This is a genomic window from Clostridium sp. Cult1 (genome assembly GCF_021655095.1).
Classification (GTDB): Bacteria; Bacillota; Clostridia; order Tissierellales; family Tepidimicrobiaceae; genus Schnuerera.
In genome coordinates this window covers 928,368-949,789 of sequence record NZ_PPXW01000001.1, presented here as the reverse complement: position 1 = coordinate 949,789, position 21,422 = coordinate 928,368, and the positions used below count along the sequence as shown (strand labels likewise).

Genomic DNA, 21,422 nt, shown 5'->3' with positions numbered 1-21,422 from the left:
TAAACCCCCTTAAATAATATTAAAAGCTTGGTGGTGAACTTACCCAGATTAAAACGGCCTTAGTTTTTCCTGGATTATATAAATAATGATTAGAATTAGCCTTATAATAAAAGCTTTCCCCTTTTCTCACTTTATATTTCTCGCTGCCTAAATGGATAATAATGCTTCCTCTTAATATATAGCCAAATTCTTCTCCCTCATGGGGTGAATCTTCCTTTGATCTTCCCTCTGGCTCTAGCTCTAGAAGAATAGGCTCCATAATATTTTTTTGTGCATTTGGTACTATCCACTTCAAAATATATTTGTAATCCTCATTCTCTGTAATAAAAGCATCCCCTTTAGAAAAAACTATTTTTTCATCTTCTATTTCATTGAAGAAATCTCTTAAATTGGTTCCTAAGCCTTCTAAAATATCCATTAGAGTAGCAATAGAAGGAGAAGTTAAATCCCTTTCCACTTGAGATATAAACCCTTTAGTTAGTTCACATCTATCTGCTAACTCCTCTTGAGTTAACGAATTTTGGACTCTAAGGCGTCTAATTTTCTCACCTATTTTCACAATTACCCTCCTCAATATAAACCACTAACATACTAAACTTTTTGTTTATAATTACTAAACCTTATTTTAGACTATTACATTATAAGCAAAATAATACTAAAAAGTCAATAGATTTTATTAAAATTTTATTACTTGTTAATTCTAGTAATATACAAAGCTTCATCAAATTTAGTATTTAATTAAGTTTAATATATGAAATTTTATACTTAATAAAAAAAACCAGCACTTAAGCTGGCTTTTTATACTTATTTTTAAAACTTTCAATAATTATGACTATTAATAATAATAATATGGCTGATAATACAATAGTACCTCCTGGGGCTAAATCTAAATAGAATGATAAAGTTAAACCTGTTATTACTGAAACAAAACCAAAGATATTTGAATATATAAGTCCAGTTTTAAAACTTTTAGCAATTAAAAGGCTAGTCGCTACAGGAAGTATCATCAAAGATGAAATTAGAAGTACTCCTACTATCCTCATAGAAATTGCCACTGTTAAAGCTACTAGTATTGAAAAAAAGAGATTAATAAATCTAATAGGAACTCCAGCTAAATAGGCACTTTCTTCATCAAAGGATATGTAAAACAAACCTTGATAAAAAAGGACAATGGTTATTAAAACTATTATTCCCAAACCAATTACTAGAAATATATCCTGCTTTGTGATTAAAGCTAAACTACCAAATAAATAGGATAATATACCTTGAGTATTGCCTAGGCTAATCAATAGGGAAGCTAATCCAACACCAGCAGATAATATTATAGCTAATGATAGCTCTGCATAATTTTCAAACTTTTTTCTTAAACTTTCTATTCCAAGTGCTGCTATTATGGTAAATAAAATAGCTGTATATACTGGATATGAGTTAGTGACCATACCAAATGCAGCACCTGATAATGCTACATGGGATAGGGTATCTCCAATTATTGATTGTCTCCTAAGAACAAGAAAATAACCTATTGTCGGGGCAATAACTGCTATCATAATCCCCATAATAAATGATTTTTGCATGAATCCATAAGAAAACATAGTATTCCTCCTAATGATCATGAAACAATATATTCATATTGTCTCCAAAGATGTCTTTAAACGTATCTAAACAAATACTTTGATTAGAATTGTGTCCATAGACTTTACCTTTAGACAGGCAAAATATTCTATTTACTTTTTTTGAGATAACCCCTACATCATGGGAGACCATTATCAATGTCATATTATAATCTTTATTCAATCTAGCCATTAAATTATAAAACCTATTCTGAGAGTCTAAATCTACACCTACTAATGGTTCATCCATAAAAAGTATTTCAGGATTATTTACCAAAGCCCTAGCAATAAAAACCCTTTGTTTCTGTCCACCAGATAGATTCCCAATCTTTCTTTTTCCAAACTCTTCCATTTCAACTATCTGTAATGCTTTTTCTATTTTTACATAATCTTCTTTTTTCAACCTATTAAATAGACTCCTTTTTAAATAAAGATTAGCACCAACAATTTCTTCAACCGTAGCAGGAAACATCTGATTAAAATCTCTAACGTTTTGAGAGATATAACCTATTCTTTTATAATCATTAAATTTCCCAACCGGTTTTCCAAATAGTTTTATTGAACCTTTATCTGGTTTAAGTAAACCTACCATTAATTTTAATAGTGTACTCTTTGCAGATCCATTAGGACCAATAATCCCAACAAAATCTCCTTCTTTAATTTTAAAACTAACATCTTCTAGCACTTTATTTGGACCATAACTAAAACTTAAATTATCAACAGTTACTATATATTTATCCATATCACTCCACCAAAGCCTTTTTCAAGTTTTCAAGGTTTTTCCCCATAATAGATATATAGTCTTCTCCATTATTTACTTCTTCCTCGGTTAAACCTTCTATGGGATTTAATACAAGAGTTTTCAAATTAGCTTCTTCAGCAATTATCTCTACAGTCTTTGGATTGGCTAAAGTCTCTAAAAAAATATATTCATAGCCTTCCTCTTCAACTATTTCTATTATATTTGCAATAGTCCTAGGACTAGGTTCTTGTTCTGGGCTAATTCCTGCAACGGATATCTGCTCAAAATCATATCTTTTAGCCATATAAGCAAAAGCAGAATGGGATACAAGTATTGTATCTTTTTTCTTTATTGTTAATTCTTCTAGAAATTGATTATCCAATGTTTTTAATCTACTAGATAAATCCTTGAAGTTTTTTTCATATTCATCTTTGTTTTCTTTATCTAGTGATGTTAACCTATCTTTGATCTTTTCTCCAATTGAATTCATATTTTCAGGATTCAACCAAATATGAGGGTCTACAGTACCACTAATTTCGATTAACTCTACTTCATCACTAGCTCTCAACGTCTTTTCCTCATCTACTATAGTACCTATAAGTTTATCTACCCAAGCTTCAAATCCTGCTCCATTATATATAAATATATCAGCTTCTTCTAAACCCTTAAGCTGTTTCATGGAAGGTTCATAATCGTGGGAATCTACTCCAATTGGTATAACCATTCTCACATCAATATTATCTCTACCTATTTCATTTGTTAAGAAATATAATGGATAAAAAGATGTATATACTATAGGCTTTTCACCAACAGTTTTATTTGAATTCCCTTTGGGAGAACATCCTGTTATTAGCAATATTAGCAAAATAAATATTATTATAATTTTTCTCATGTTTATCATCCTTCCTTACCACTTACCTCCAGCGCCTCCGCCGCCAGAACGGCCTCCACCGCCAGAGGATCTGCCACCTCTGCCACCTCTGCCACCAGAGCTTGAACCTCCAAACCTACTTCCTCGTAATAAAGAATAGGTTAGAAAACCATTAAAAAATTTAAAGTCAATAAATAAAAATATAATTATCCCTAAAACCAATAATGCTTTTCCAATTCCATTAAATAAATTAGATTTACTATAGGAATTGTCAAAATAATATAGTTCTTCGTTAATTCTTTCACGCCCTAGTTCAATTTCATATTCTTTCTCTACCTCATTGATTATTTCATTAAATCCAGATAATATACCTTCAGAATAATTCTCTTCTCCAAAAAACGGGAGTATTGAAGCATCTAAAATATTTCCTATTTTGCTATCAGGCAATGCTCCTTCTAAACCATAACCTACCTCAATCCAAATTTCTCTATCTTCTGGAGCTACTAGGATTAATAAACCATTATCATATTCTCTGCTACCTATCTCCCATTTTTCAAATAATTCATTAGCATATTGCCTTATATCTATACCCTTTAAATCCATAATATTAGCTACTACTATTTGAGCTCCTGTTTTTTTATATAATTCTTTATTAGTTTCAATAATATATTCTTCAACTTGATTATCAATTATATTTGCTTCATCATATACATAAAATGAGTAGCTAGGTTCTGGAAGGTTAAATTCTATAGCTAGGCTTATACTATTGTTAAACAAAATTAATATAAATATAATAATAAACAAAGCTGACTTTTTTCTCATATTATCACCTAGAAGTTCACTTCAGGAACTTCTGCATCTTCTGAATTAATCTCAAAATATTGCCTTTTCTCAAATCCAAATATTTTTGCTATGATATTGGTTGGAAATCTTCTTATACTAGTATTAAAACTTTCTACTGTTTCGTTATATCTCATACGTTCTGTTGCTATTCTATTTTCTGTACCAGCTAGTTCATATTGTAGTTCAGTAAAATTTTGATTAGCTTTTAATTCTGGATAATTTTCTACTACTGCATATAGATTTGTTAAAGCTCTATTGAATTCTGCATTAGCTTCTGCATATTCATTAGGTGTATTAGCTGAGTTGAATTTTGTTCTTGCTTCTGTAATTCCAGTCAATACTTCTTTCTCATGACTAGCATAACCCTTAACTGTCTCAACTAAATTAGGTATTAAATCTGCCCTACGTTTAAGTTGATTCTCAACTTGAGCCCAAGCACTTGTAACTCTTTCATCTCCGACGGCCAACCTATTATAACTTCCGCCTAGTAATGCAATAATTAAAACAACTATCACTATTGGTATTAGATATTTTTTCTGCATTTTACTCCTCCTTTATAATTATGATTTAATATATACCCTATTATATATTATAATACATTATTAATAAAAAGTTTTTATTTCACAAAGAAAATTAAGCTAGGATGACAAGATCCTAGCTTAATCTTCATTTAATTAATATCTAATTTCCTGCTAACTGTTTCTTTTTTTCTTCTTGGCGTTGTTTCCAAAGTTTATCTGCTGTTATAGCCCAATTTTCCGCAGCATTTTCAGTTTTAGCAGTTAAATCTTCTACATCCTCTCTATCTATAGGTTGTGTAGAATAGGCATCAGATTTATTTACCATACTCTTTATTTTTTCTGGGTTATCCAATAGAGGACATGGCCTTAGATGATTTTCATTGAAAGGCTGATTTTCTCTATATTGCATAAATAAAGGTGATTGCAACGCTTCAACTAAACTTACATTTTTAATATTGACATTTGAATAATGTATAAATGCACAAGGTTCAACATCACCATTAGCATTTATATGAAGGTATCTTCTTCCCCCAGCAATACATCCTTGAACATATTCTCCATCATTCCAAAAGTCCATTATAAATATAGGCTTTTTAGTTCTTAAGTCCCTTACTTGATGATACATATATTCTCTTTGTTCAGGCGTTACCATTAGATCGGTTACTGCATCTTTGCCAATAGGCATATAAGTAAAATACCAGCCAAACATACAACCTTTTTCAATTAAAAAATCTATATATTCTTCTGAAGCTATAGATTCAGTATTATACTTATGATAACAAGTGGAGAATCCAAATACTACTCCCTCTTTTTTTAGTAAATCCATGGCTTCCATAACCTTTTTATAAGTTCCCTTTCCTCTACGCATATCCGTTTCTTCTTCAAAACCCTCTACACTAATGGCCAATCCAAAGTTTCCCAAATCTCCTAAGGTTTTTGCAAATTCCTCATCAACTAAAGTTGCATTGGTAAAAGAAAGGAATGAACAGTCACTATGTTCTCTAGCTAATTTCACTAAGTCATTCTTTCTGACTAACGGCTCTCCCCCTGAGAATATATACATATATATTCCAAGATCTTTACCTTCTTTAATGACTCTATCTAGTAGATCATAGCTTAAAGAATCTGTTTTATCATATTCTGCTGCCCAGCATCCTGTACATTTTAAATTGCAAGCACTAGTAGGGTCAATTAATATAGCCCAAGGTATATTACAATTATACTTTACCTTCATCTTATCCTGAATTGGAATCCCAACGATTCCGGAGTTTACCATATAGTTAATCATAAACTTCTGTCTTGTAGCGGGTGATAATTCATCAAAATATCTTTCTATTAGTTTGTACCAGTTGCTTTCTGGATCATCTACTACATTTCTAAAGGTTTGGAGCATACCTTTATGATTTTGTCTCGTAATGATCTTTTCTGCCCAATCCAATAATTTTGGCATATTTTCCATAGGATTTTTCTCAATATATTTAAGTCCTTCATTCATAACCTTGGTGCTAATAAGTTGTTTTACGCTTGCCATTTTTAATCCCCCTTTAAGTTAAACCTTCAATCCATCAATTAACAAATTAAGTGATTCTACTTTAACTTTTATATCTAAATTGCTAGAGGTTCTTTGAAGAGTAAAAGTTTCTATAAAGGTATATATGGTTTCTGCTAAGCTTCTACTATCAATTGGTTTAATTTCTTTAGCTCTTATAGCTTCTTTTATTAATTCTTCTAAAACTTTTTTTAGTTCTTGGGTATATTTTTTTAGTTTTTCCAGGGTCTCGTTTCTTTCCCTTCTTAATATAAGCCATATTTCTAACAATAATATAAAAGTGTTATTATGGTTCTGTTCTTCTGTCAGCTGATGGATTATTTCTTTCAATTTCTCTACAAACGATAATTTATCATTTGCAATAATAACATTTACCTGGCTTTTAATTTCTTCTAAAGTATATCCCATAGAATGATAAAATATTTCATCCTTATTTGTGAAATATTGGTAAAGGGTAGTTCTACCCATGCCGCACTTTTTTGAAATGTGGGATAAATTAGTATTATGATATCCTCTCGTAGCAAAAACAATTCTTGCTTTTTCAATTATTTCTTGTTTTTTAGATTCATAATCTACTATTTTCGGCAAATCTCTTCTACCCCCCTCTCCTTTGTTAAATTATTGGCTTAATTATATTTTATCATACTCGACACTAGTGTCAATATAAAATGGCAAATTCTACTTTATAACAAGAGGGATTAAAATAATTTATTCAATGTAATAGACTTCCATATTTTCAACCGCTTCCTCAACTAATCTTTCCACATTAATATTTTCTTCAGACTTTTCTATATCAATAAGTTTTGGTTTGGTTACAGGATGTTTTGGCAAAAATAAAGTACAACAATCATCATAGGGTAGAATTGAAGTTTCATAGGTTTCAATATCTTTTGCTATATCTATTATTTCTACCTTATCCAAACCTATCAAAGGTCTTAATACAGGTATATTGACTGCTGCATTTGTAACAGATAGTCCATTAATAGTTTGACTTGCAACTTGGCCTAAACTTTCTCCAGTTATAAGGGCATCTATACCATTATCTAAAGCAATCTTTTCTGCAATTCGCATCATAAATCTGCGGGATAATATAGTCATCTCATCCTCAGGGCATTTGGTATTTAACTCCTTTTGGATCTTTAAAATATTAATACTATATAGCTTAATCCTTCCTGTATATATCCTTAGTATTCTAGCTAAGTTTTTTACCTTTTCTTCTGCCCTCTCACTGGTAAAAGGATAGCTGTGAAAATGGATTCCACTTAGCTCTACTCCCCTTTTAGCCATTAAAAAACCTGCCACTGGGCTATCGATGCCACCTGACAGTAACAACAACCCTTTACCATTAGTACCAACGGGTAAACCTCCCTGACCTTCTATTCTTTCAGTATAAATATATGCATTTTGCTTAATATCTATGAATACATAAGTGTCTGGATTGTGTATATCAACCTTTAAGCCTTCAACATTCTTTAATATAACTCCTCCTAACATTTTTGAAATCTCTGGTGATTTCAGAGGAAAGTTTTTATCAACCCTATTTGTTTTTACTTTAAAAGTTTTAACAGGATCCTTTAATTGTTTTTCTTCCATTATTGTTATAATAGCTTTTTCTATTTCTTCCATACTTTTTTCTACTCTTATACAGGGACTAATATATACAAGTCCAAATACTTTCTTCAATTTTTTTATCATAGTATCAAAATTTTCTTCAGATGTTTCTATATATATTTTTCCTTGCTCTTTATATATTTTAGAATAATCTAAGCCTTTAATCGCTCTTCTCATCCTTGATATAAGTTTGTCTTCAAAATACTTTCTATTTTTCCCTTTTAATGCTATCTCACCAAGACTTATGCTTAGTACCCTATCCAATATGATCACCTCATAGTTATTTGTCTAATTTCTTCTACTGACTTTTTTAGTACCTCTATGGTATAATCCATTTCCTCTTTAGTATTTTCATAGGAAAAACAAAATCTAATTGCCCCTTCTATTTCCATATCCGAAAGACCTATAGCTTTTAACACATGACTTTTATCTGTACCTTTTGAAGAACAAGCAGAACTAGTGGATACGTATATGCCTTTGTCTTCTAGATAATGAAGTAAAACCTCTCCTCTTACAAATTCAAAGGAAACATTTAATATATAAGGGGAGGAATTATTGTCTATTGGGCTATTGATATGAATATAGTCAATTTCTTCTCTTAAACGCTTTGTAAAATAAAGCTTAATTTCATTAACATGATTATTTTCTTTTTCAAAGTTTTTTCCCATGATTTCAACAGCTTTTCCTAGTCCTATTATACCTGGAACATTTTCTGTACCTGAGCGAAATCCCCTTTCTTGATTTCCACCAAATATTATAGGATTTAATTTTAGATTTTTGCTTACATATAGTCCACCTATTCCCTTTGGTCCATAAATTTTATGACCACTAAAGGAGAAGGTATCTATGCCCCAATTCTCTAAATCAACAGGAATTTTGCCGAAAGCTTGAACTCCATCGACATGAATTAAGGCATTTGACTTCCTTTCTTTTAAAATATTTTTTATTTCATTAATAGGCTGAATGGTCCCTATTTCATTATTTACTAACATTACAGATAGGAGGATTGTATCCTGCCTTAGACTTTCTTTTAACTGTTCTAAAGAAATTATACCTATATTATCTACTTCTAAATATGTTATATCATAACCTTTTTCTTCGTAATACTTTAATACATTTAATACCGACGGATGTTCAATTTTAGTCGTTATAATATGTTGTCCTATTCTACTGTATTTATTTACTACGCTTTGGATAGCCATATTATTGCTTTCTGTACCACCAGAAGTAAAGTATATTTCATCTCTATTTACCTTTAAATAGCTAGCTATATTATTTCTTATTTCCTCTATTCGTTTTTCAATATTAAATCCCATCCTGTGAAGGGAAGAAGGATTTCCATATTCTTCTCTTAAAGCATATACCATATCTTCTATAACTTCTTCTCTTGGTTTAGTGGTGGAACAATTGTCTAAGTAAATATTCAAAATATCACCTCATATCTTTAATATCCCAAATCCTCGTCTATTAAGTATATATTAATATTAGCTCCTGATGGATTTCTATGTATTATAACCTCTACATTACATATTCTATCTGGCGAATTACAATCACTGCATTTGCCTGTATATTTACAAGGTGTATTAATATTTAATCTTTGAGCATTTTTTGGAGCTGCAATATTTTTGATTCTTTCCCTAGCATCATCATAGTCCTTACATATTTTGTTCCTTCCCACTATAATATATACCCTATCATGACCATAAAACATAGATGAAACCCTATTAGCCGTTCCATCCATATTTACTAGCTTACCATCTAAAGTTAAAGCATTGGTACTAGTTACATATATCTTAGAATTATAAGCTTCTTTTAACTCTTTTTTTCTATCTTCACCTTTCCAATGCCAATAAATTTCATTTCCTCTTTTTTTGAAATCTTCGTAGATTTCTAGTTGTGACAATGTCATAGAGCCTCCAAAAGCTATTGATTCATCAATGGAAATTGATTCTATCAATGCTTTTTTAGCTTCTTCTTTATTGTTAAAAACCTTTACTTGAAACCCATTTCTTTTAAGACTTTTTTCTGCTAATAAAATTTTATCATTCATTTTTAACCCCCCAATTTTGTCTTGGCTTTTATAATAATTATATAGTATTTGTGATCTATAATAAAGGTTAAGTTCATTAGATATAAAATTACCATAAATTATTTTATATTTTTTCAAAAAAGTGTTGCAAACTTTGTCGTTATTTGCTATAATTTAAAAGTGGTTATCCCCCTGGTAACCTCAAATAAGATCTCTATTCCCAATACCCCTTTTGAACGGTTTATTTACATCCGTTAAGGATGAAAAGCCCCTTTAAGGGGGCTTTTTCTTTTTTGCTATTTCTCCTCCTTAATTTATGTTAAAATATAATTAACATAAATTAAGGAGGAATTTATATGTCTAATCATAATAAAGTTGCTATTATCTTTACTGGTGGTACCATTTCTATGAAAATAGATCCTAGAATTCATGCTGCTATACCAGCCCTATCCTCTGAAGAAATAATGGCTATGGTTACAAATATAGAAAAATTTGCAGAAATTGAAATAATTAATTTTGCTAATCTTCCTAGTCCTCACATCACCCCTGAGATGATGATGGATTTAGCAATGCTTGTGAAAGAAACTATAAGTAGAAAAGATATAACTGGGGTTGTAGTTACACATGGAACTGATACCCTGGAAGAAACAGCATATCTTCTGGACTTAATTGTTGATTCAGAAAAACCTATTGCCGTTGTTGGTGCTATGAGAAACAGCTCTGAACTTGGTTATGATGGTTCTAGCAACTTATCTGCAGCTATTTGTACTGTTATATCTAAAAATGCTAGAAACAAAGGGGTTTTAGTCGTTATGAATAACGAAGTAAATGCTGCTAGTGAAGTGACAAAAACCAATACTTTATCCTTAGATACTTTTAAGTCTCCAGAATTTGGTCCATTGGGTATTGTAGATAATGATGAAGTAATTTTTTACAGAGAAATTATATCAAAAAAACACATTGAAACTGAAAAAATAGAACCAAAGGTAGCTTTAATAAAATGTGGTCCTGGAATGGATTCGGATATTTTTGATTTCTATATAGATAAAAATTATAAAGGCATTATAATTGAATCCTTAGGAAGGGGAAATATCCCTCCAACTATGGTTCCCGGTGTTAAAAAATCTATATCTAAAGGCATACCAGTAGTTATGGTGTCTAGGTGTCCTACAGGTAGAGTTTTAGATACATATGGTTATGAAGGGGGAGGTAAACATTTGAGAGATTTAGGTGTTATATTTGGCAAAAATCTCCCTGGTCAAAAAGCTAGAATAAAATTAATGTTAATATTGAGTATAACTAATGATTTAAACACAATTAAAGACCTTTTTGAAAATTAAATAGATAGATGTTACCTAGGTAACATCTATCTATTTTTACTTCTTCCATAAAAACCTCTAGTTCTACTATTTAGAAACATTTCAATATCTTCAACTCTTTTAACCAATACATCTAACTCATTATTAATTTCTAACTTTTCAATATGAGCTAATCTTTTTTCTAATTCCTCTAACAATAAATATATCTTTTCTAATTCCAATTTTATTTCTTTATAAAGTTTTAAAATTTTGGAATCCTCTTCATAAAATTCTGTTCCATGTTTTTTTTTAACGGTATTTCTATTGTATTTTCAGTAGGTCCAAAGCCAATGAAACCAATTTCAGGAGCTATCTTTCCAAAAGAATAATTTAAAATCATCCCTTCATCAAATAATTTATGATACTTATATCTTACAATATCCTTCCCTTTTGACTCATTCCACAAATAAATAGGGCTCCAAGTATTACCCAAATCATCGCTATACCTACTTAATAGATTCTCATGTTCGACCCATACTACCCACAGCTTTCTATTATAGTATACCAATGTAGGATCTTGTGGGTTCTCCGGATTAGATAATGTATCTTCAATCTCTTTCTCAGCTAGATTGTTTTCATAATTAAATCTTCCATATTTTACCACTAGATTCCCTTCCTCATACTCGCAATAGGTTAGATGGATCTTAGACCCTTTTACTATAATGTCTGAATATAATTTGTTTTCTTTGCTATCTGTTAATCTAATTTTTTCTTCCCATTCCCCTTTATTTATGTTAAATTTCTTTATATAGATCTGTTCTTCTTCAACCTTGTCATAATAAACAATAAAAATTTGATTGTCAGTATAGAATACCCTTAAAGGATTCAATAACTCTCTGACCCTAATTTCATCTACTATGTTGGTTCTCCATTCTTCTCCAGTAAAATAATGATGATATATTCTATATTTCTTTTCAATATCAGGCACAAGTATAAAATAAATAATATGTGGTTTATCTAAATCTAGAATTAAATTTAAATAATATATCTCTAGTATAGGTTCTTCAGTTAATTTAACAGTTTCTAATTCTCCATTTTTCTTTATTAGAGTCAACATCAGATCAAAGGTTGTATCTTGATGAATAATATAAATAGTATCCTTTTCATCAATAGAAATATCATATTCTTTAAAAACTCCTTTGGCCACAATCTTTTCGCTATAATTCTGTCTTTCATAGTTAAAATGATATCTAATTATATTGCCTTTTACCAATCTAAATAGATCAATGTTTTTATATGAATCCGATATTAATAATAATTTATCATTAAAATAAGCCATCTAATCACCACCTAGTTTTAGTTCTTCTAAAATAATATTATTTATAATAGAAAAATATTACTCTTATAATTTGTAACAACAATAACTGTAAAAGAATATAATATGAGTGAGACAAGGGACTCAAGACTATTGAAAGGGGGAAAAATAATGAGTTCGAAGTTTAAACCTGAATCAATAAGTTTAGGTATAACTGATAGATGTTGTCAAGGGAACACGGGATGTGAATGGGATGGTACTTTAAGAAATGTAAGAACTGAGCCTATATTCACACAAAAAGTATATGATGCTACCTTAGTCAATTTGCAAGCTCTAAGTACTGTAAACAATGTTAGATTTACTCCAAATTTAGGAAGAAATGCAAGAATAATAAGGATTCTAGACATTAGATGTAGAAGATTCTTTAACCCTGAAAATATCAACGACCCGAGAAATTTAGTTGTAGATCCAGATACAGTTCTTTCTGGAGGTCAATTTGTTAAAGATGGTAAGGGACGCCCAGTAGAAGTTGTGGGTCCAGATGGATTTAAGTCTGAAAAAATCATATTTGCTGATACTAGTGAATGTGATGAAGAGGGCAGGGGTACTCCAGTTTTTGGTACCCAAAGAGTAAGAATAAGAGGTAATGTTATAATAGAAATAGATGCAGTAGTCCAAACATCTAGTAGTAGAAGAAGAACTGTTACATTATCTGCTAATGTTCCTATTACACCGGTAGAATTGACTAATTTCTTTGAACTATGTATACCTTCTGTTTTTGAAACAGCATTCTTCCCAAGATTTGCAGAGTTTTGTAATATTCTTTGTGAAACAAGGTTGGCAACTAATAGTATTTCAAGAGATATAGATATTGACCCAGAAACAGGTGAAGTAAGAATTGATTTAATAATAGCCATATGTATAGCTTGTGAAAAGAAAATTATAGTTCCAGTTCAACTATGTGTTCTATCTACAGGATTCCCAGAATTATCACCAGAAATATCTCCAGTTTGCACTACTTTCCCAAGCCTATTCCCAAGACAAATAGATGAAAACAGTGATAATGATCCGCCTTGTCATAGGCCACGTCCACGCCTTTCATTAGAGGCTGAAGAAGATAATGATGATATTTATAATTATGACAAATTTGATGAAGATAAATAAAACAGATGCCTAGGCATCTGTTTTATTTATCCTTCTCAAATAGACTATTAGCTAAACTTTTATCTATGACTTTTGAAGCAAAATAAGCAGTTACAGTTGCTACTGTTAATCTAGTAATAAATAGAAGCCATAAATTTGCTCCTACTGCAGCAAATACCAATGTATCTTCAAAAATTGCATGGCATGCCACTAAAAATATTATTAAAACATATAGATCTTTTTTACTTAAATCCTTTCCTTCAGTGCTTTCTATTATTACGCCTGCTCCATAAACTAATCCGAAAATTAATCCTATCATTAATGGGAAAACCGCTTCATTAGATATATTAAAAAATTTAGAAATAGGATTTAATCTTTTAGAAATCCTCTCTAATATATTTGAATCTTTAAGTATTTCCATAATTATCATCAAGGGGATAATTATCTTTGCCATGCTTAAAATAGAATTTAAACTTCCTAAAAAACTATCCTTTAAATATGCCATAATATCCATTTTTCTTCTCCCTACAATATTATATTAAAAACTATACCAGATAATAGAGCTAGTATTACCCTTGTGAGTACTGCTACGATAGTACTTACTCCTACCTTTTTTGCTACAGCTGTTTCTAAAAATAGACCATGAGAGAAAGATAACATTATTGCTAAAATTGTAGCTTGCTTAGGAGTCAATGATAGACTAGCCATAGCACCTAACCCAGCAAAAAGATTAATAAAGTTACCTAAAACTAAAGGCAAAGAGGCTTCTCCAGGAAGGCCAACAATCTTCATTACAGGTTCAAAGAAATCTGAGATCTTACTTAATATAGGAGTATAGCCTAAAAAAGTAACAAAAAAATAAACTGGAACAACAATTTTTGTCAACTTCCATATGGTCCCCATTCCCTTCTTAAATCCATTAAAAATGCTTTCCTTATACATAATGTCTCTCCCTATATTAATATTATAGAGATATTATAGCATAGAAAAGGCCTTAAGTATATAAACTTAAGGCTATGCAAGTTTAGAATCTCTATTGTTTATGGTATTAGACCATTTTCCACATTTATCTCCATATCTAGCTAAAATTCTTCCATCCTCTTTTATTTCAATTACTTCACAAGTATTAGAACAGCCATCACATTCAAATCCATTAACTTGGTAATCCATTTTACATAAAGAAGTTCCTTTAAAGTTAGTCTTACCCTTCTTTTTAACTTCTTCTTTAGCCAGTATGGCTGCTCCAATAGCTCCCATTACATCATAATTATCTGGAATATATATTTCTTCTCCTAATGCTTCTTTAAAGGCTTCTTTTATACCAACATTTGCTGCAACACCTCCTTGAAATAATATAGGAGGTAATATCTCCTTTCCTTTTCCTACATTGTTTAAATAATTTCTAACTAAAGCATCACATAAGCCTCTTGCTATATCAGATTGGTTATGTCCAAGTTGCTGTTTATGAATCATATCTGACTCAGCAAATACAGCACATCTTCCAGCAATTCTTACTGAGTTTTTTGACTTTAATGCTAAATTACCAAAATCACTAATATTTACCCCTAACCTGATAGCCTGCCTGTCTAAGAAGGATCCAGTTCCTGCAGCACATACTGTATTCATAGCAAAATCCACTACAATTCTATCCCTAATAAGGATTATTTTTGAATCCTGTCCTCCAATTTCTATTATAGTCCTTACTTCAGGGATAAAATTCAATCCAGCAACAGCATGAGCTGTAATCTCATTTTTCACTATATCTGCTCCAACGATTATATTGGCCAAATACCTTCCACTGCCTGTAACTCCTACTCCTACTATATCTATCTTTCCAAGTTCATCTTCTATTTCTCCTATACCCAATTTTAAAATTTCAATTGGTTTCCCTTGAGTTCTCATATACTTTTTATAGTATACATTCTTATTTTCATCCATTAAGATTATATTGGTACTAACACTTCCTACATCTATGCCCATATAATATTTATCCATATTTTACTTCCTCCCTCCTTCTCTTGAGTAAATCAACAAAGGCCTCTAACCTTGTTAAATAGCCAGCTTCTCCAGTCATTTCATCAAGTATTAAAGTCATTATAGGGAAATTATAATCCTTGCTTACCGTATTTAATATACTTTTTGCTACTATCTCTGGCATACAGTTTAAAGGTAAAAGCTGTATTACTCCATCAAAACCTAAGTTTTGATAATATATAGCTGAGCCTACTGTTTCTCTTCCATGACCACCTACCAAAGTTTTTAAATAGGGTTTTGCTAATTTATATTTTTTTCTTTCAGTCTTAGAGCCAAAGGGGAAATTTTTCACATGGTGTTCTACCCAAATAGTTGGAGTTAAAGATTTCTCTACCACAACACCCATATGCCCGAGTTTCCTTTCTACTTCTAAATTTACAAAGGGCTCTATAACCGTATATATCTCTCCTATTATTCCTATTCTTATTGGATCATAATTTCTTTTAATTTCTACCTTGTTTAAAGCGTCTATAGTTTCATCCATAAGCTCCATCATAGCTTTTTCCCCAAACCTTTCTTCTACTTTTCTATAATAATCGTCAATTATTAAATCTACTTTATAACTATCAACTGCATAAGCCCTTTTTTCATTGGACAAATGGATTATATAATCCGCTTTTTTTATAAGTTCCCAGCCAATTCTTCCTGCAGCTATTACATCTTTTATGTTATTAGCTTTGAATGTTTTATATATATTCTCTTTTAAGGGTTTTAATCCTTCCCCAATTGGATCGAATACTATGAATTTTACATCATGTCCTAAGTCTCTTAATATATTTTCCTCTAATATTGAATAATATCCAAATCTACAGGGACCACAACTACCTGTTAATAGTATAGTATCTGCTCCTTTTTCTATGCTTTCTACAAAATTCCCAATCATTATTTTCAAGGGTAAACATATTGTTTCCTGAGAGTATTTGGTTCCTATTTCCAAAGTTTTTCTACTACATCTTGGCGGTGGAACTACCTCTTGACCTAATTCTTCAAAAAAAGCTTTACCTGCAATATACACATTACCCATATGTGGAAAAGTTATCTTCACTACCATCCCTCCACTCTAGCATATCTAGAAAAGCTTCAATCCTTGTATTTACTCCTGCTTCTCCCGTTTGTTCATCTATAGTTAATAAAGTAAAAGGTATCCTGTTTTCTCTCGCCTTCCTCTCAACTAAATCTATCAATACAGAATCTAGTCCACATCCGAAAGCTGAAATATAAATAATCCCCTGAATAGCTTTCTTTTCAATCATAGAAAATGCAGAACCAATTATCCTTTGACCATGAGTCCAAAACATCCTCTTAGGCAACTTAGAAGCATAATATCTTGTTGATCTCTCCTCTATCATCTCTGCTGTAATAACCTTTATACGCCTTTTTTTTAGTTTTGTTGCAATATTCATATTAATATATTCGTCATAAATATTATAAGAGTGGCCTAATATCATTATCTGTCTTCTTATATTTTCATCATCTGCATTGAGGTTAAAAGATAGATCATCATATAGTCCTACAGCATTTATAGGTATCACTCCTCGCGACATCAGTTCTGTGTATTTATTGAATTGACTGTAGGCATCTTTGAAAGCTCTATAAATCTTTTTGTTACTTCTTGTAAAGTATTTGCCTGTATATAAAATAGATTTTTTCAAACTTTTATCGGTTTTTCTTAAATTTATTTCTGTATCTATTATTTGAGGCAATCCTTCTATACTATGTCTAACCATATCAGGTAATCCTAAATGTTTTGGACAACAATACTCTTTTTTATAAATACTAATAAATTTTGGTATGAAAATATAATCAACCTTATCTTTTAAATAATCTACATGACCATGAAATACCTTTACTGGCAAACATGCCTCATCTACACAAGCATGAACTCCTTTGTTTAATATATCCTTATTTGTTTTTGGAGAAGTAACCACTTCTACTCCTAAATTATTAAAAAATTCTTTCCATAAAAGGTAATAATCATAATAAAGCATACCTCTAGGAATACCAACTTTATATTTCATTTAATCCCTCCAATCCACATTAATCTATTATTACCAAAAGAATATGAAAATATAATACACATAAAAAAAGAAAGGCTATTATTGCCTTTCAAGGTATTCATTCAATAAAAAATTTACTGCATCTATACTAAAAAGCACTTCTTCTGCACTTAAAGCTCTTCCATCTAAAGAATACTGTATATAGGAAAAAAATTCTTCCATATTTTCAAAAGGTAATTGAAGTAAGGATAAAAACCTTCTCATTCTAATTTTTCTTTCTAAATTATTCATTGTAGATATACTTCTATTCATGTACTGAATTAAATTATCTACTAATTGTATCAAATAGTCTCTACCTACTATTTCATATTTATCAGGAAATAATATATCAGATCTAGTAAATTTTAAATCATTATAATAAGTCAAAACTTTAGTTGTGAACAATACCTTATCATTAAAACTTTTATCAGTAAATTCTTGTCTACTTATAGCTTTCTGATTTAAACTTTCTAAATTCTTTGCTCCTTTTAATAATTCTCTTTCTAATTTTTCCAATTCTTTTTCACATGTATTTTTTAGAGATTCTAATAGACTTCCCTCTCTCTTTCGATAATATTCTTCCCAATTTTCAAAAACATCCTTTACTTCGTCAGGAAGTGCGGATTCTTTCTTGGTCATATAAATAACTATGAGCCTATTTATTATTATACCTAGATGGTTAATAAAAAGACTCCATTTACTGATTTCTTTAGTTAATTGTATAATATCTTTAGAAATATCCTCTAGTTCCTCTGTAGTTTTAGATAATATATCCATATGACAAAATTTTTGAATTTCGGTAAAGTAGTTGTCAAAAAGAATCCCATAATTTCCAACTAATCTACTATCGAATAGTATTTTGTACTCTTCTATTTGAGCTTTTATTATATTTATCGGGTAGTTAGTAAAATTCCTAATTAAGGTTGATTTAACTATATCGAAATATTTTAATTTACTAATTCTAAAGGGTAATACGCTTAATATATTTGAAACCACAGCGATAAAAACATTATATTCTCTTTCATTGTCTAATATTTGCTTTATTCTAGCAACTAAATTACTTACTTCAGTTCTATCTACATTCAAATCCTTATATTCTATTTTAGACATTTTCCTCATTATATGGTGATCAATTAACTCTTTTATATAAGAATTTTCAATTTCGTAAGCATATAATGCCATTGTTAAGTCATATAATTTTTCTCTAATATTTGATAATATATCTATCTCTTGTTCTATCTCTTTTTCCATCATACTAGTATGGAATTTTTTAAAGGAGTTAATAATCAGATAATAACTTTCAATTATAATCTTTTTTTCCTCTGTAAGCTTCATTTCATCTAAAACATTTTCACCTTCAACTAATTTAACAAGCTTCCCAGTTTTAGATATTAGATAATAGTAGGACATATTTTTAATGTTAGACAACTGATTATCATTTAATTTAATTATTCTGGATCTTAATTCTTCATCTGTTAGTTCTATTGTATTTGAACTATCTTGAGATTCATGCCATTGATTCATGCTTATACTCCTTTCAATAGATTATTGAATATTAATATGATAAAATCAATATATAGTTCTGAATATAGGATTATTATATCATATTATAGGAAAAGGGAGAATTATATGGACATATATGAACATGTATTAGAATCTAAAAACTTTGTATTTGATTTGTTTCACAATAAGAAAATATGCTTTTTAGATATAGAAACAACGGGTTTAAGCAGAAAGTTCAATCAGATTTATTTAATAGGTTTAGTATATTTTAATGAAGAAAAAAACAAATGGAATTTAAAGCAATTGTTCGCTAAAAATATTGAACAGGAAAAGATTTTATTGGAGAAATTTAATTCTTTTATTGACAATTTTAATCTTTTAATTACCTATAATGGTGATAGTTTTGATATTCCTTTTATTAAGTATAGATTTAAAGAACATAATATTGACAGTAATATTTATAATATAGATAGCTTTGATATCTATAGAAAAATAAAAGCCGAAAGCCCTTATCTAAACTTTAATAATTTTAAATTGAAAACCATTGAAGAAGCCTTAGGTATATATAGGGAGGATGAGTATTCTGGAAAAGACTGTATTAACTTCTATTATCAATATATGAATAGAAAAGATGACATTTTAAAGGAAAAAATTTTGAAACATAATTATGATGATCTTTATTATCTAATAGATATACTTAAAATATTTGAGTTAATAGATAATATTAAAACTCTATCTATAAACTTTAATGGAAGTAATATGAAAATCAAAATAGAAAATATAAGCATTGAGGGGGATCTTTTAAAGATATTATGCGAGCCTTCTGTATTAGATAAAAGAAGGAATATCATATATTATCAAGATGGAATTAACATCCATTGGCAATCTCAATCTATTGCCATTAGCTTAGAAATAGGGAAAGGCCTTATAACTCCGACTAAGAAAGCCCTATATTTTAATAAAACCAATTTCCCCTCTGATATGGATATTGAATTAGAAGATCTGTCAGAGTATATGGTTCCTGATAATATTCTACTTTTAAAGGTAGAAAATAAATATGTTATGGAAAATATTAAAAACATAATAAAAAATTTACTTTCTTCTATTAAGTAATAAAAAAACAACAGACCTTAGCTTCAAAGTCTGCTGTTTTTTTATTACTATTGTTGGTGGGCCTTCAGGGACTCGAACCCCGGACCTACCGGTTATGAGCCGGGCGCTCTAACCGACTGAGCTAAAGGCCCAATATTCAATTGACAATTAGTTTTCTATTGTTCTTTGTCAATTGTACATTGGTTAATGGTGGGCCTGGGTGGACTCGAACCACCGACCTCACGCTTATCAGGCGTGCGCTCTAACCACCTGAGCTACAAGCCCATATTTCATATTTGCATAAGTGGTGGGCACAACAGGGCTTGAACCTGTGACCCCCTGCTTGTAAGGCAGGTGCTCTCCCAACTGAGCTATGCGCCCTGGCAGGGGTGGCAGGACTCGAACCCACGACATTCGGTTTTGGAGACCGACGTTCTACCGCTGAACTACACCCCTTTAAATAGTATTGGTGCCCAGAGGCGGAATCGAACCACCGACACGAGGATTTTCAGTCCTCTGCTCTACCGACTGAGCTATCTGGGCGTAATTTTTTGTTGCTGTGGCAATATATGAATTTTAGCTCTTTGTTTTATGTTATTAACGCGGACTAAGCGATTCACACCAAATCAAAGTACATGATTTAGGTTCTCTGCTTATACCAACTGAGCTATCTGGGTAAAAATTGGTGGGCCTTCAGGGACTCGAACCCCGGACCTACCGGTTATGAGCCGGGCGCTCTAACCGACTGAGCTAAAGGCCCACATTACTGGCGGAGAAGGAGGGATTTGAACCCTCGCGCCCCGATGAAGGACCTACTCCCTTAGCAGGGGAGCCTCTTCAGCCACTTGAGTACTTCTCCATATAAATGAAATGGCGGAGAGGGTGGGATTCGAACCCACGTGGGCCGTAAGACCCTAACGGTTTTCAAGACCGCCCCGTTATGACCGCTTCGGTACCTCTCCAAAGTTAGCCCTTCTTATATTATTAAATTGTTTAATATAATCCAATAATAATGGTGACCCATCGGCGACTCGAACGCCGGACACCCTGATTAAAAGTCAGGTGCTCTACCGCCTGAGCTAATGGGTCATAATGGCTGGGGCGACAGGACTCGAACCTGTGGAATGCTAGAGTCAAAGTCTAGTGCCTTACCGACTTGGCTACGCCCCAATATATGGTGCACCTAGGAGGATTCGAACCCCCGGCACACGGATTAGAAGTCCGT

General features: G+C 31.0%; 22 protein-coding genes and 10 tRNA genes. 3 read left to right on the top strand and 29 right to left on the bottom strand.

Annotation, left to right across the window (positions count from 1 at the left end; genetic code table 11):
- Nucleotides 1-19: 19 nt before the first annotated feature.
- The 11 genes from C3E89_RS04590 to C3E89_RS04540 all read right to left on the bottom strand — a co-directional run bounded on the left by C3E89_RS04590 (nt 20) and on the right by C3E89_RS04540 (nt 9,797).
- Nucleotides 20-559 carry a helix-turn-helix domain-containing protein gene (locus tag C3E89_RS04590; protein WP_236911299.1) on the bottom strand — a complete coding sequence of 180 codons (540 nt, stop codon included), beginning with the start codon at nt 557-559 and terminating at the stop codon, nt 20-22.
- 226 nt (nt 560-785) lie between these two features.
- Nucleotides 786-1,592 (bottom strand): metal ABC transporter permease, encoded by an 807-nt coding sequence (locus C3E89_RS04585; protein WP_236911298.1) that lies wholly within the window; start codon nt 1,590-1,592, stop codon nt 786-788.
- Nucleotides 1,593-1,602: 10 nt separating this feature from the next.
- Nucleotides 1,603-2,352 carry a metal ABC transporter ATP-binding protein gene (locus tag C3E89_RS04580; RefSeq protein ID WP_236911297.1) on the bottom strand — a complete coding sequence of 250 codons (750 nt, stop codon included), beginning with the start codon at nt 2,350-2,352 and terminating at the stop codon, nt 1,603-1,605.
- Between the two features lies 1 nt (nt 2,353).
- Nucleotides 2,354-3,244: a metal ABC transporter solute-binding protein, Zn/Mn family gene (locus C3E89_RS04575; RefSeq protein WP_236911296.1), complete on the bottom strand. Its 891-nt coding sequence runs from the start codon at nt 3,242-3,244 to the stop codon at nt 2,354-2,356.
- A gap of 15 nt (nt 3,245-3,259) precedes the next feature.
- A complete protein-coding gene (locus tag C3E89_RS04570) occupies nt 3,260-4,045 on the bottom strand; it encodes a TPM domain-containing protein (RefSeq protein WP_236911295.1) in 786 nt (261 codons plus the stop codon).
- A gap of 8 nt (nt 4,046-4,053) precedes the next feature.
- Nucleotides 4,054-4,608 carry a LemA family protein gene (locus tag C3E89_RS04565; RefSeq protein WP_236911294.1) on the bottom strand — a complete coding sequence of 185 codons (555 nt, stop codon included), beginning with the start codon at nt 4,606-4,608 and terminating at the stop codon, nt 4,054-4,056.
- A gap of 139 nt (nt 4,609-4,747) precedes the next feature.
- Nucleotides 4,748-6,118, bottom strand: coding sequence for a radical SAM protein (locus C3E89_RS04560; protein ID WP_236911293.1), 1,371 nt, complete (start codon nt 6,116-6,118; stop codon nt 4,748-4,750).
- An 18-nt stretch (nt 6,119-6,136) separates the two neighbouring features.
- The gene (locus C3E89_RS04555) at nt 6,137-6,724 is read right to left on the bottom strand and encodes a TetR/AcrR family transcriptional regulator (RefSeq protein ID WP_236911292.1); all 588 of its coding nucleotides are present in this window, start codon (nt 6,722-6,724) and stop codon (nt 6,137-6,139) included.
- A 120-nt stretch (nt 6,725-6,844) separates the two neighbouring features.
- Entirely contained in the window at nt 6,845-8,011 is a 1,167-nt protein-coding gene (gene thiI, locus C3E89_RS04550; RefSeq protein ID WP_236911291.1) for a tRNA uracil 4-sulfurtransferase ThiI, read from the bottom strand.
- A 5-nt stretch (nt 8,012-8,016) separates the two neighbouring features.
- Nucleotides 8,017-9,174: a cysteine desulfurase family protein gene (locus C3E89_RS04545; RefSeq protein WP_236911290.1), complete on the bottom strand. Its 1,158-nt coding sequence runs from the start codon at nt 9,172-9,174 to the stop codon at nt 8,017-8,019.
- Nucleotides 9,175-9,191: 17 nt separating this feature from the next.
- A complete protein-coding gene (locus C3E89_RS04540) occupies nt 9,192-9,797 on the bottom strand; it encodes a lactate utilization protein (RefSeq protein WP_236911289.1) in 606 nt (201 codons plus the stop codon).
- 335 nt (nt 9,798-10,132) lie between these two features.
- Here C3E89_RS04540 and C3E89_RS04535 point away from each other — a divergent pair, with 335 nt between their 5' ends.
- Nucleotides 10,133-11,116 carry an asparaginase gene (locus C3E89_RS04535; RefSeq protein WP_236911288.1) on the top strand — a complete coding sequence of 328 codons (984 nt, stop codon included), beginning with the start codon at nt 10,133-10,135 and terminating at the stop codon, nt 11,114-11,116.
- 26 nt (nt 11,117-11,142) lie between these two features.
- Here C3E89_RS04535 and C3E89_RS04530 read toward each other — a convergent pair whose 3' ends face one another.
- Both C3E89_RS04530 and C3E89_RS04525 read right to left on the bottom strand, forming a co-directional pair.
- The gene (locus C3E89_RS04530; RefSeq protein WP_236911287.1) at nt 11,143-11,316 is read right to left on the bottom strand and encodes a hypothetical protein; all 174 of its coding nucleotides are present in this window, start codon (nt 11,314-11,316) and stop codon (nt 11,143-11,145) included.
- Between the two features lie 20 nt (nt 11,317-11,336).
- On the bottom strand, nt 11,337-12,413 hold the full coding sequence (locus tag C3E89_RS04525; RefSeq protein ID WP_236911286.1) for a hypothetical protein: 1,077 nt from the start codon (nt 12,411-12,413) through the stop codon (nt 11,337-11,339).
- Nucleotides 12,414-12,560: 147 nt separating this feature from the next.
- Between C3E89_RS04525 and C3E89_RS04520 the strand changes: the two genes are divergently transcribed.
- The gene (locus C3E89_RS04520) at nt 12,561-13,553 is read left to right on the top strand and encodes a hypothetical protein (RefSeq protein ID WP_236911285.1); all 993 of its coding nucleotides are present in this window, start codon (nt 12,561-12,563) and stop codon (nt 13,551-13,553) included.
- Between the two features lie 22 nt (nt 13,554-13,575).
- Here the strand turns inward: C3E89_RS04520 and C3E89_RS04515 are convergent, their stop codons facing one another.
- From C3E89_RS04515 to C3E89_RS04490, 6 genes are all read right to left on the bottom strand, one after another.
- Entirely contained in the window at nt 13,576-14,046 is a 471-nt protein-coding gene (locus tag C3E89_RS04515) for a nucleoside recognition domain-containing protein (RefSeq protein WP_236911284.1), read from the bottom strand.
- 11 nt (nt 14,047-14,057) lie between these two features.
- Nucleotides 14,058-14,474, bottom strand: coding sequence for a nucleoside recognition domain-containing protein (locus C3E89_RS04510; RefSeq protein ID WP_236911283.1), 417 nt, complete (start codon nt 14,472-14,474; stop codon nt 14,058-14,060).
- A 72-nt stretch (nt 14,475-14,546) separates the two neighbouring features.
- Entirely contained in the window at nt 14,547-15,527 is a 981-nt protein-coding gene (locus C3E89_RS04505) for an acyl-CoA dehydratase activase (protein ID WP_236911282.1), read from the bottom strand.
- Nucleotides 15,520-16,611: an acyl-CoA dehydratase activase-related protein gene (locus tag C3E89_RS04500; RefSeq protein WP_236911281.1), complete on the bottom strand. Its 1,092-nt coding sequence runs from the start codon at nt 16,609-16,611 to the stop codon at nt 15,520-15,522. Before C3E89_RS04500 ends, C3E89_RS04505 begins: the two co-directional genes overlap by 8 nt.
- A complete protein-coding gene (locus tag C3E89_RS04495; protein WP_236911280.1) occupies nt 16,583-17,584 on the bottom strand; it encodes an acyl-CoA dehydratase activase-related protein in 1,002 nt (333 codons plus the stop codon). Before C3E89_RS04495 ends, C3E89_RS04500 begins: the two co-directional genes overlap by 29 nt.
- A gap of 78 nt (nt 17,585-17,662) precedes the next feature.
- Nucleotides 17,663-19,126: a hypothetical protein gene (locus C3E89_RS04490; protein ID WP_236911279.1), complete on the bottom strand. Its 1,464-nt coding sequence runs from the start codon at nt 19,124-19,126 to the stop codon at nt 17,663-17,665.
- Between the two features lie 105 nt (nt 19,127-19,231).
- Between C3E89_RS04490 and C3E89_RS04485 the strand changes: the two genes are divergently transcribed.
- Complete coding sequence (locus tag C3E89_RS04485) at nt 19,232-20,218, top strand: ribonuclease H-like domain-containing protein (protein WP_236911278.1); 987 nt, start codon at nt 19,232-19,234, stop codon at nt 20,216-20,218.
- A gap of 54 nt (nt 20,219-20,272) precedes the next feature.
- Here the strand turns inward: C3E89_RS04485 and C3E89_RS04480 are convergent.
- The 10 genes from C3E89_RS04480 to C3E89_RS04435 form a co-directional block, all read right to left on the bottom strand.
- Nucleotides 20,273-20,349, bottom strand: a tRNA-Ile gene (locus C3E89_RS04480).
- Between the two features lie 56 nt (nt 20,350-20,405).
- A tRNA-Ile gene (locus C3E89_RS04475) sits at nt 20,406-20,482 on the bottom strand.
- A gap of 20 nt (nt 20,483-20,502) precedes the next feature.
- Nucleotides 20,503-20,578 (bottom strand) — tRNA-Val (locus tag C3E89_RS04470).
- Nucleotides 20,579-20,653, bottom strand: a tRNA-Trp gene (locus C3E89_RS04465).
- A gap of 11 nt (nt 20,654-20,664) precedes the next feature.
- Nucleotides 20,665-20,740, bottom strand: a tRNA-Phe gene (locus C3E89_RS04460).
- A 140-nt stretch (nt 20,741-20,880) separates the two neighbouring features.
- A tRNA-Ile gene (locus tag C3E89_RS04455) sits at nt 20,881-20,957 on the bottom strand.
- Nucleotides 20,958-20,964: 7 nt separating this feature from the next.
- Nucleotides 20,965-21,056, bottom strand: a tRNA-Ser gene (locus tag C3E89_RS04450).
- Between the two features lie 12 nt (nt 21,057-21,068).
- Nucleotides 21,069-21,159: transfer RNA gene (locus tag C3E89_RS04445), tRNA-Ser, on the bottom strand.
- A gap of 51 nt (nt 21,160-21,210) precedes the next feature.
- Nucleotides 21,211-21,286, bottom strand: a tRNA-Lys gene (locus C3E89_RS04440).
- A 4-nt stretch (nt 21,287-21,290) separates the two neighbouring features.
- Nucleotides 21,291-21,367: transfer RNA gene (locus tag C3E89_RS04435), tRNA-Gln, on the bottom strand.
- Nucleotides 21,368-21,422: the final 55 nt, after the last annotated feature.

Bases quoted from the DNA above. Each gene is read 5' to 3' on its own strand.
- C3E89_RS04585 (WP_236911298.1), bottom strand. From the start codon at position 1,592: ATGTTTTCTTATGGATTCATGCAAAAATCATTTATTATGGGGATTATG.
- C3E89_RS04580 (WP_236911297.1), bottom strand. From the start codon at position 2,352: ATGGATAAATATATAGTAACTGTTGATAATTTAAGTTTTAGTTATGGT.
- C3E89_RS04575 (WP_236911296.1), bottom strand. From the start codon at position 3,244: ATGAGAAAAATTATAATAATATTTATTTTGCTAATATTGCTAATAACA.
- C3E89_RS04570 (WP_236911295.1), bottom strand. From the start codon at position 4,045: ATGAGAAAAAAGTCAGCTTTGTTTATTATTATATTTATATTAATTTTG.
- C3E89_RS04565 (WP_236911294.1), bottom strand. From the start codon at position 4,608: ATGCAGAAAAAATATCTAATACCAATAGTGATAGTTGTTTTAATTATT.
- C3E89_RS04560 (WP_236911293.1), bottom strand. From the start codon at position 6,118: ATGGCAAGCGTAAAACAACTTATTAGCACCAAGGTTATGAATGAAGGA.
- C3E89_RS04540 (WP_236911289.1), bottom strand. From the start codon at position 9,797: ATGAATGATAAAATTTTATTAGCAGAAAAAAGTCTTAAAAGAAATGGG.
- C3E89_RS04535 (WP_236911288.1), top strand. From the start codon at position 10,133: ATGTCTAATCATAATAAAGTTGCTATTATCTTTACTGGTGGTACCATT.
- C3E89_RS04525 (WP_236911286.1), bottom strand. From the start codon at position 12,413: ATGGCTTATTTTAATGATAAATTATTATTAATATCGGATTCATATAAA.
- C3E89_RS04520 (WP_236911285.1), top strand. From the start codon at position 12,561: ATGAGTTCGAAGTTTAAACCTGAATCAATAAGTTTAGGTATAACTGAT.
- C3E89_RS04515 (WP_236911284.1), bottom strand. From the start codon at position 14,046: ATGGATATTATGGCATATTTAAAGGATAGTTTTTTAGGAAGTTTAAAT.
- C3E89_RS04510 (WP_236911283.1), bottom strand. From the start codon at position 14,474: ATGTATAAGGAAAGCATTTTTAATGGATTTAAGAAGGGAATGGGGACC.
- C3E89_RS04505 (WP_236911282.1), bottom strand. From the start codon at position 15,527: ATGGATAAATATTATATGGGCATAGATGTAGGAAGTGTTAGTACCAAT.
- C3E89_RS04495 (WP_236911280.1), bottom strand. From the start codon at position 17,584: ATGAAATATAAAGTTGGTATTCCTAGAGGTATGCTTTATTATGATTAT.
- C3E89_RS04490 (WP_236911279.1), bottom strand. From the start codon at position 19,126: ATGAATCAATGGCATGAATCTCAAGATAGTTCAAATACAATAGAACTA.
- C3E89_RS04485 (WP_236911278.1), top strand. From the start codon at position 19,232: ATGGACATATATGAACATGTATTAGAATCTAAAAACTTTGTATTTGAT.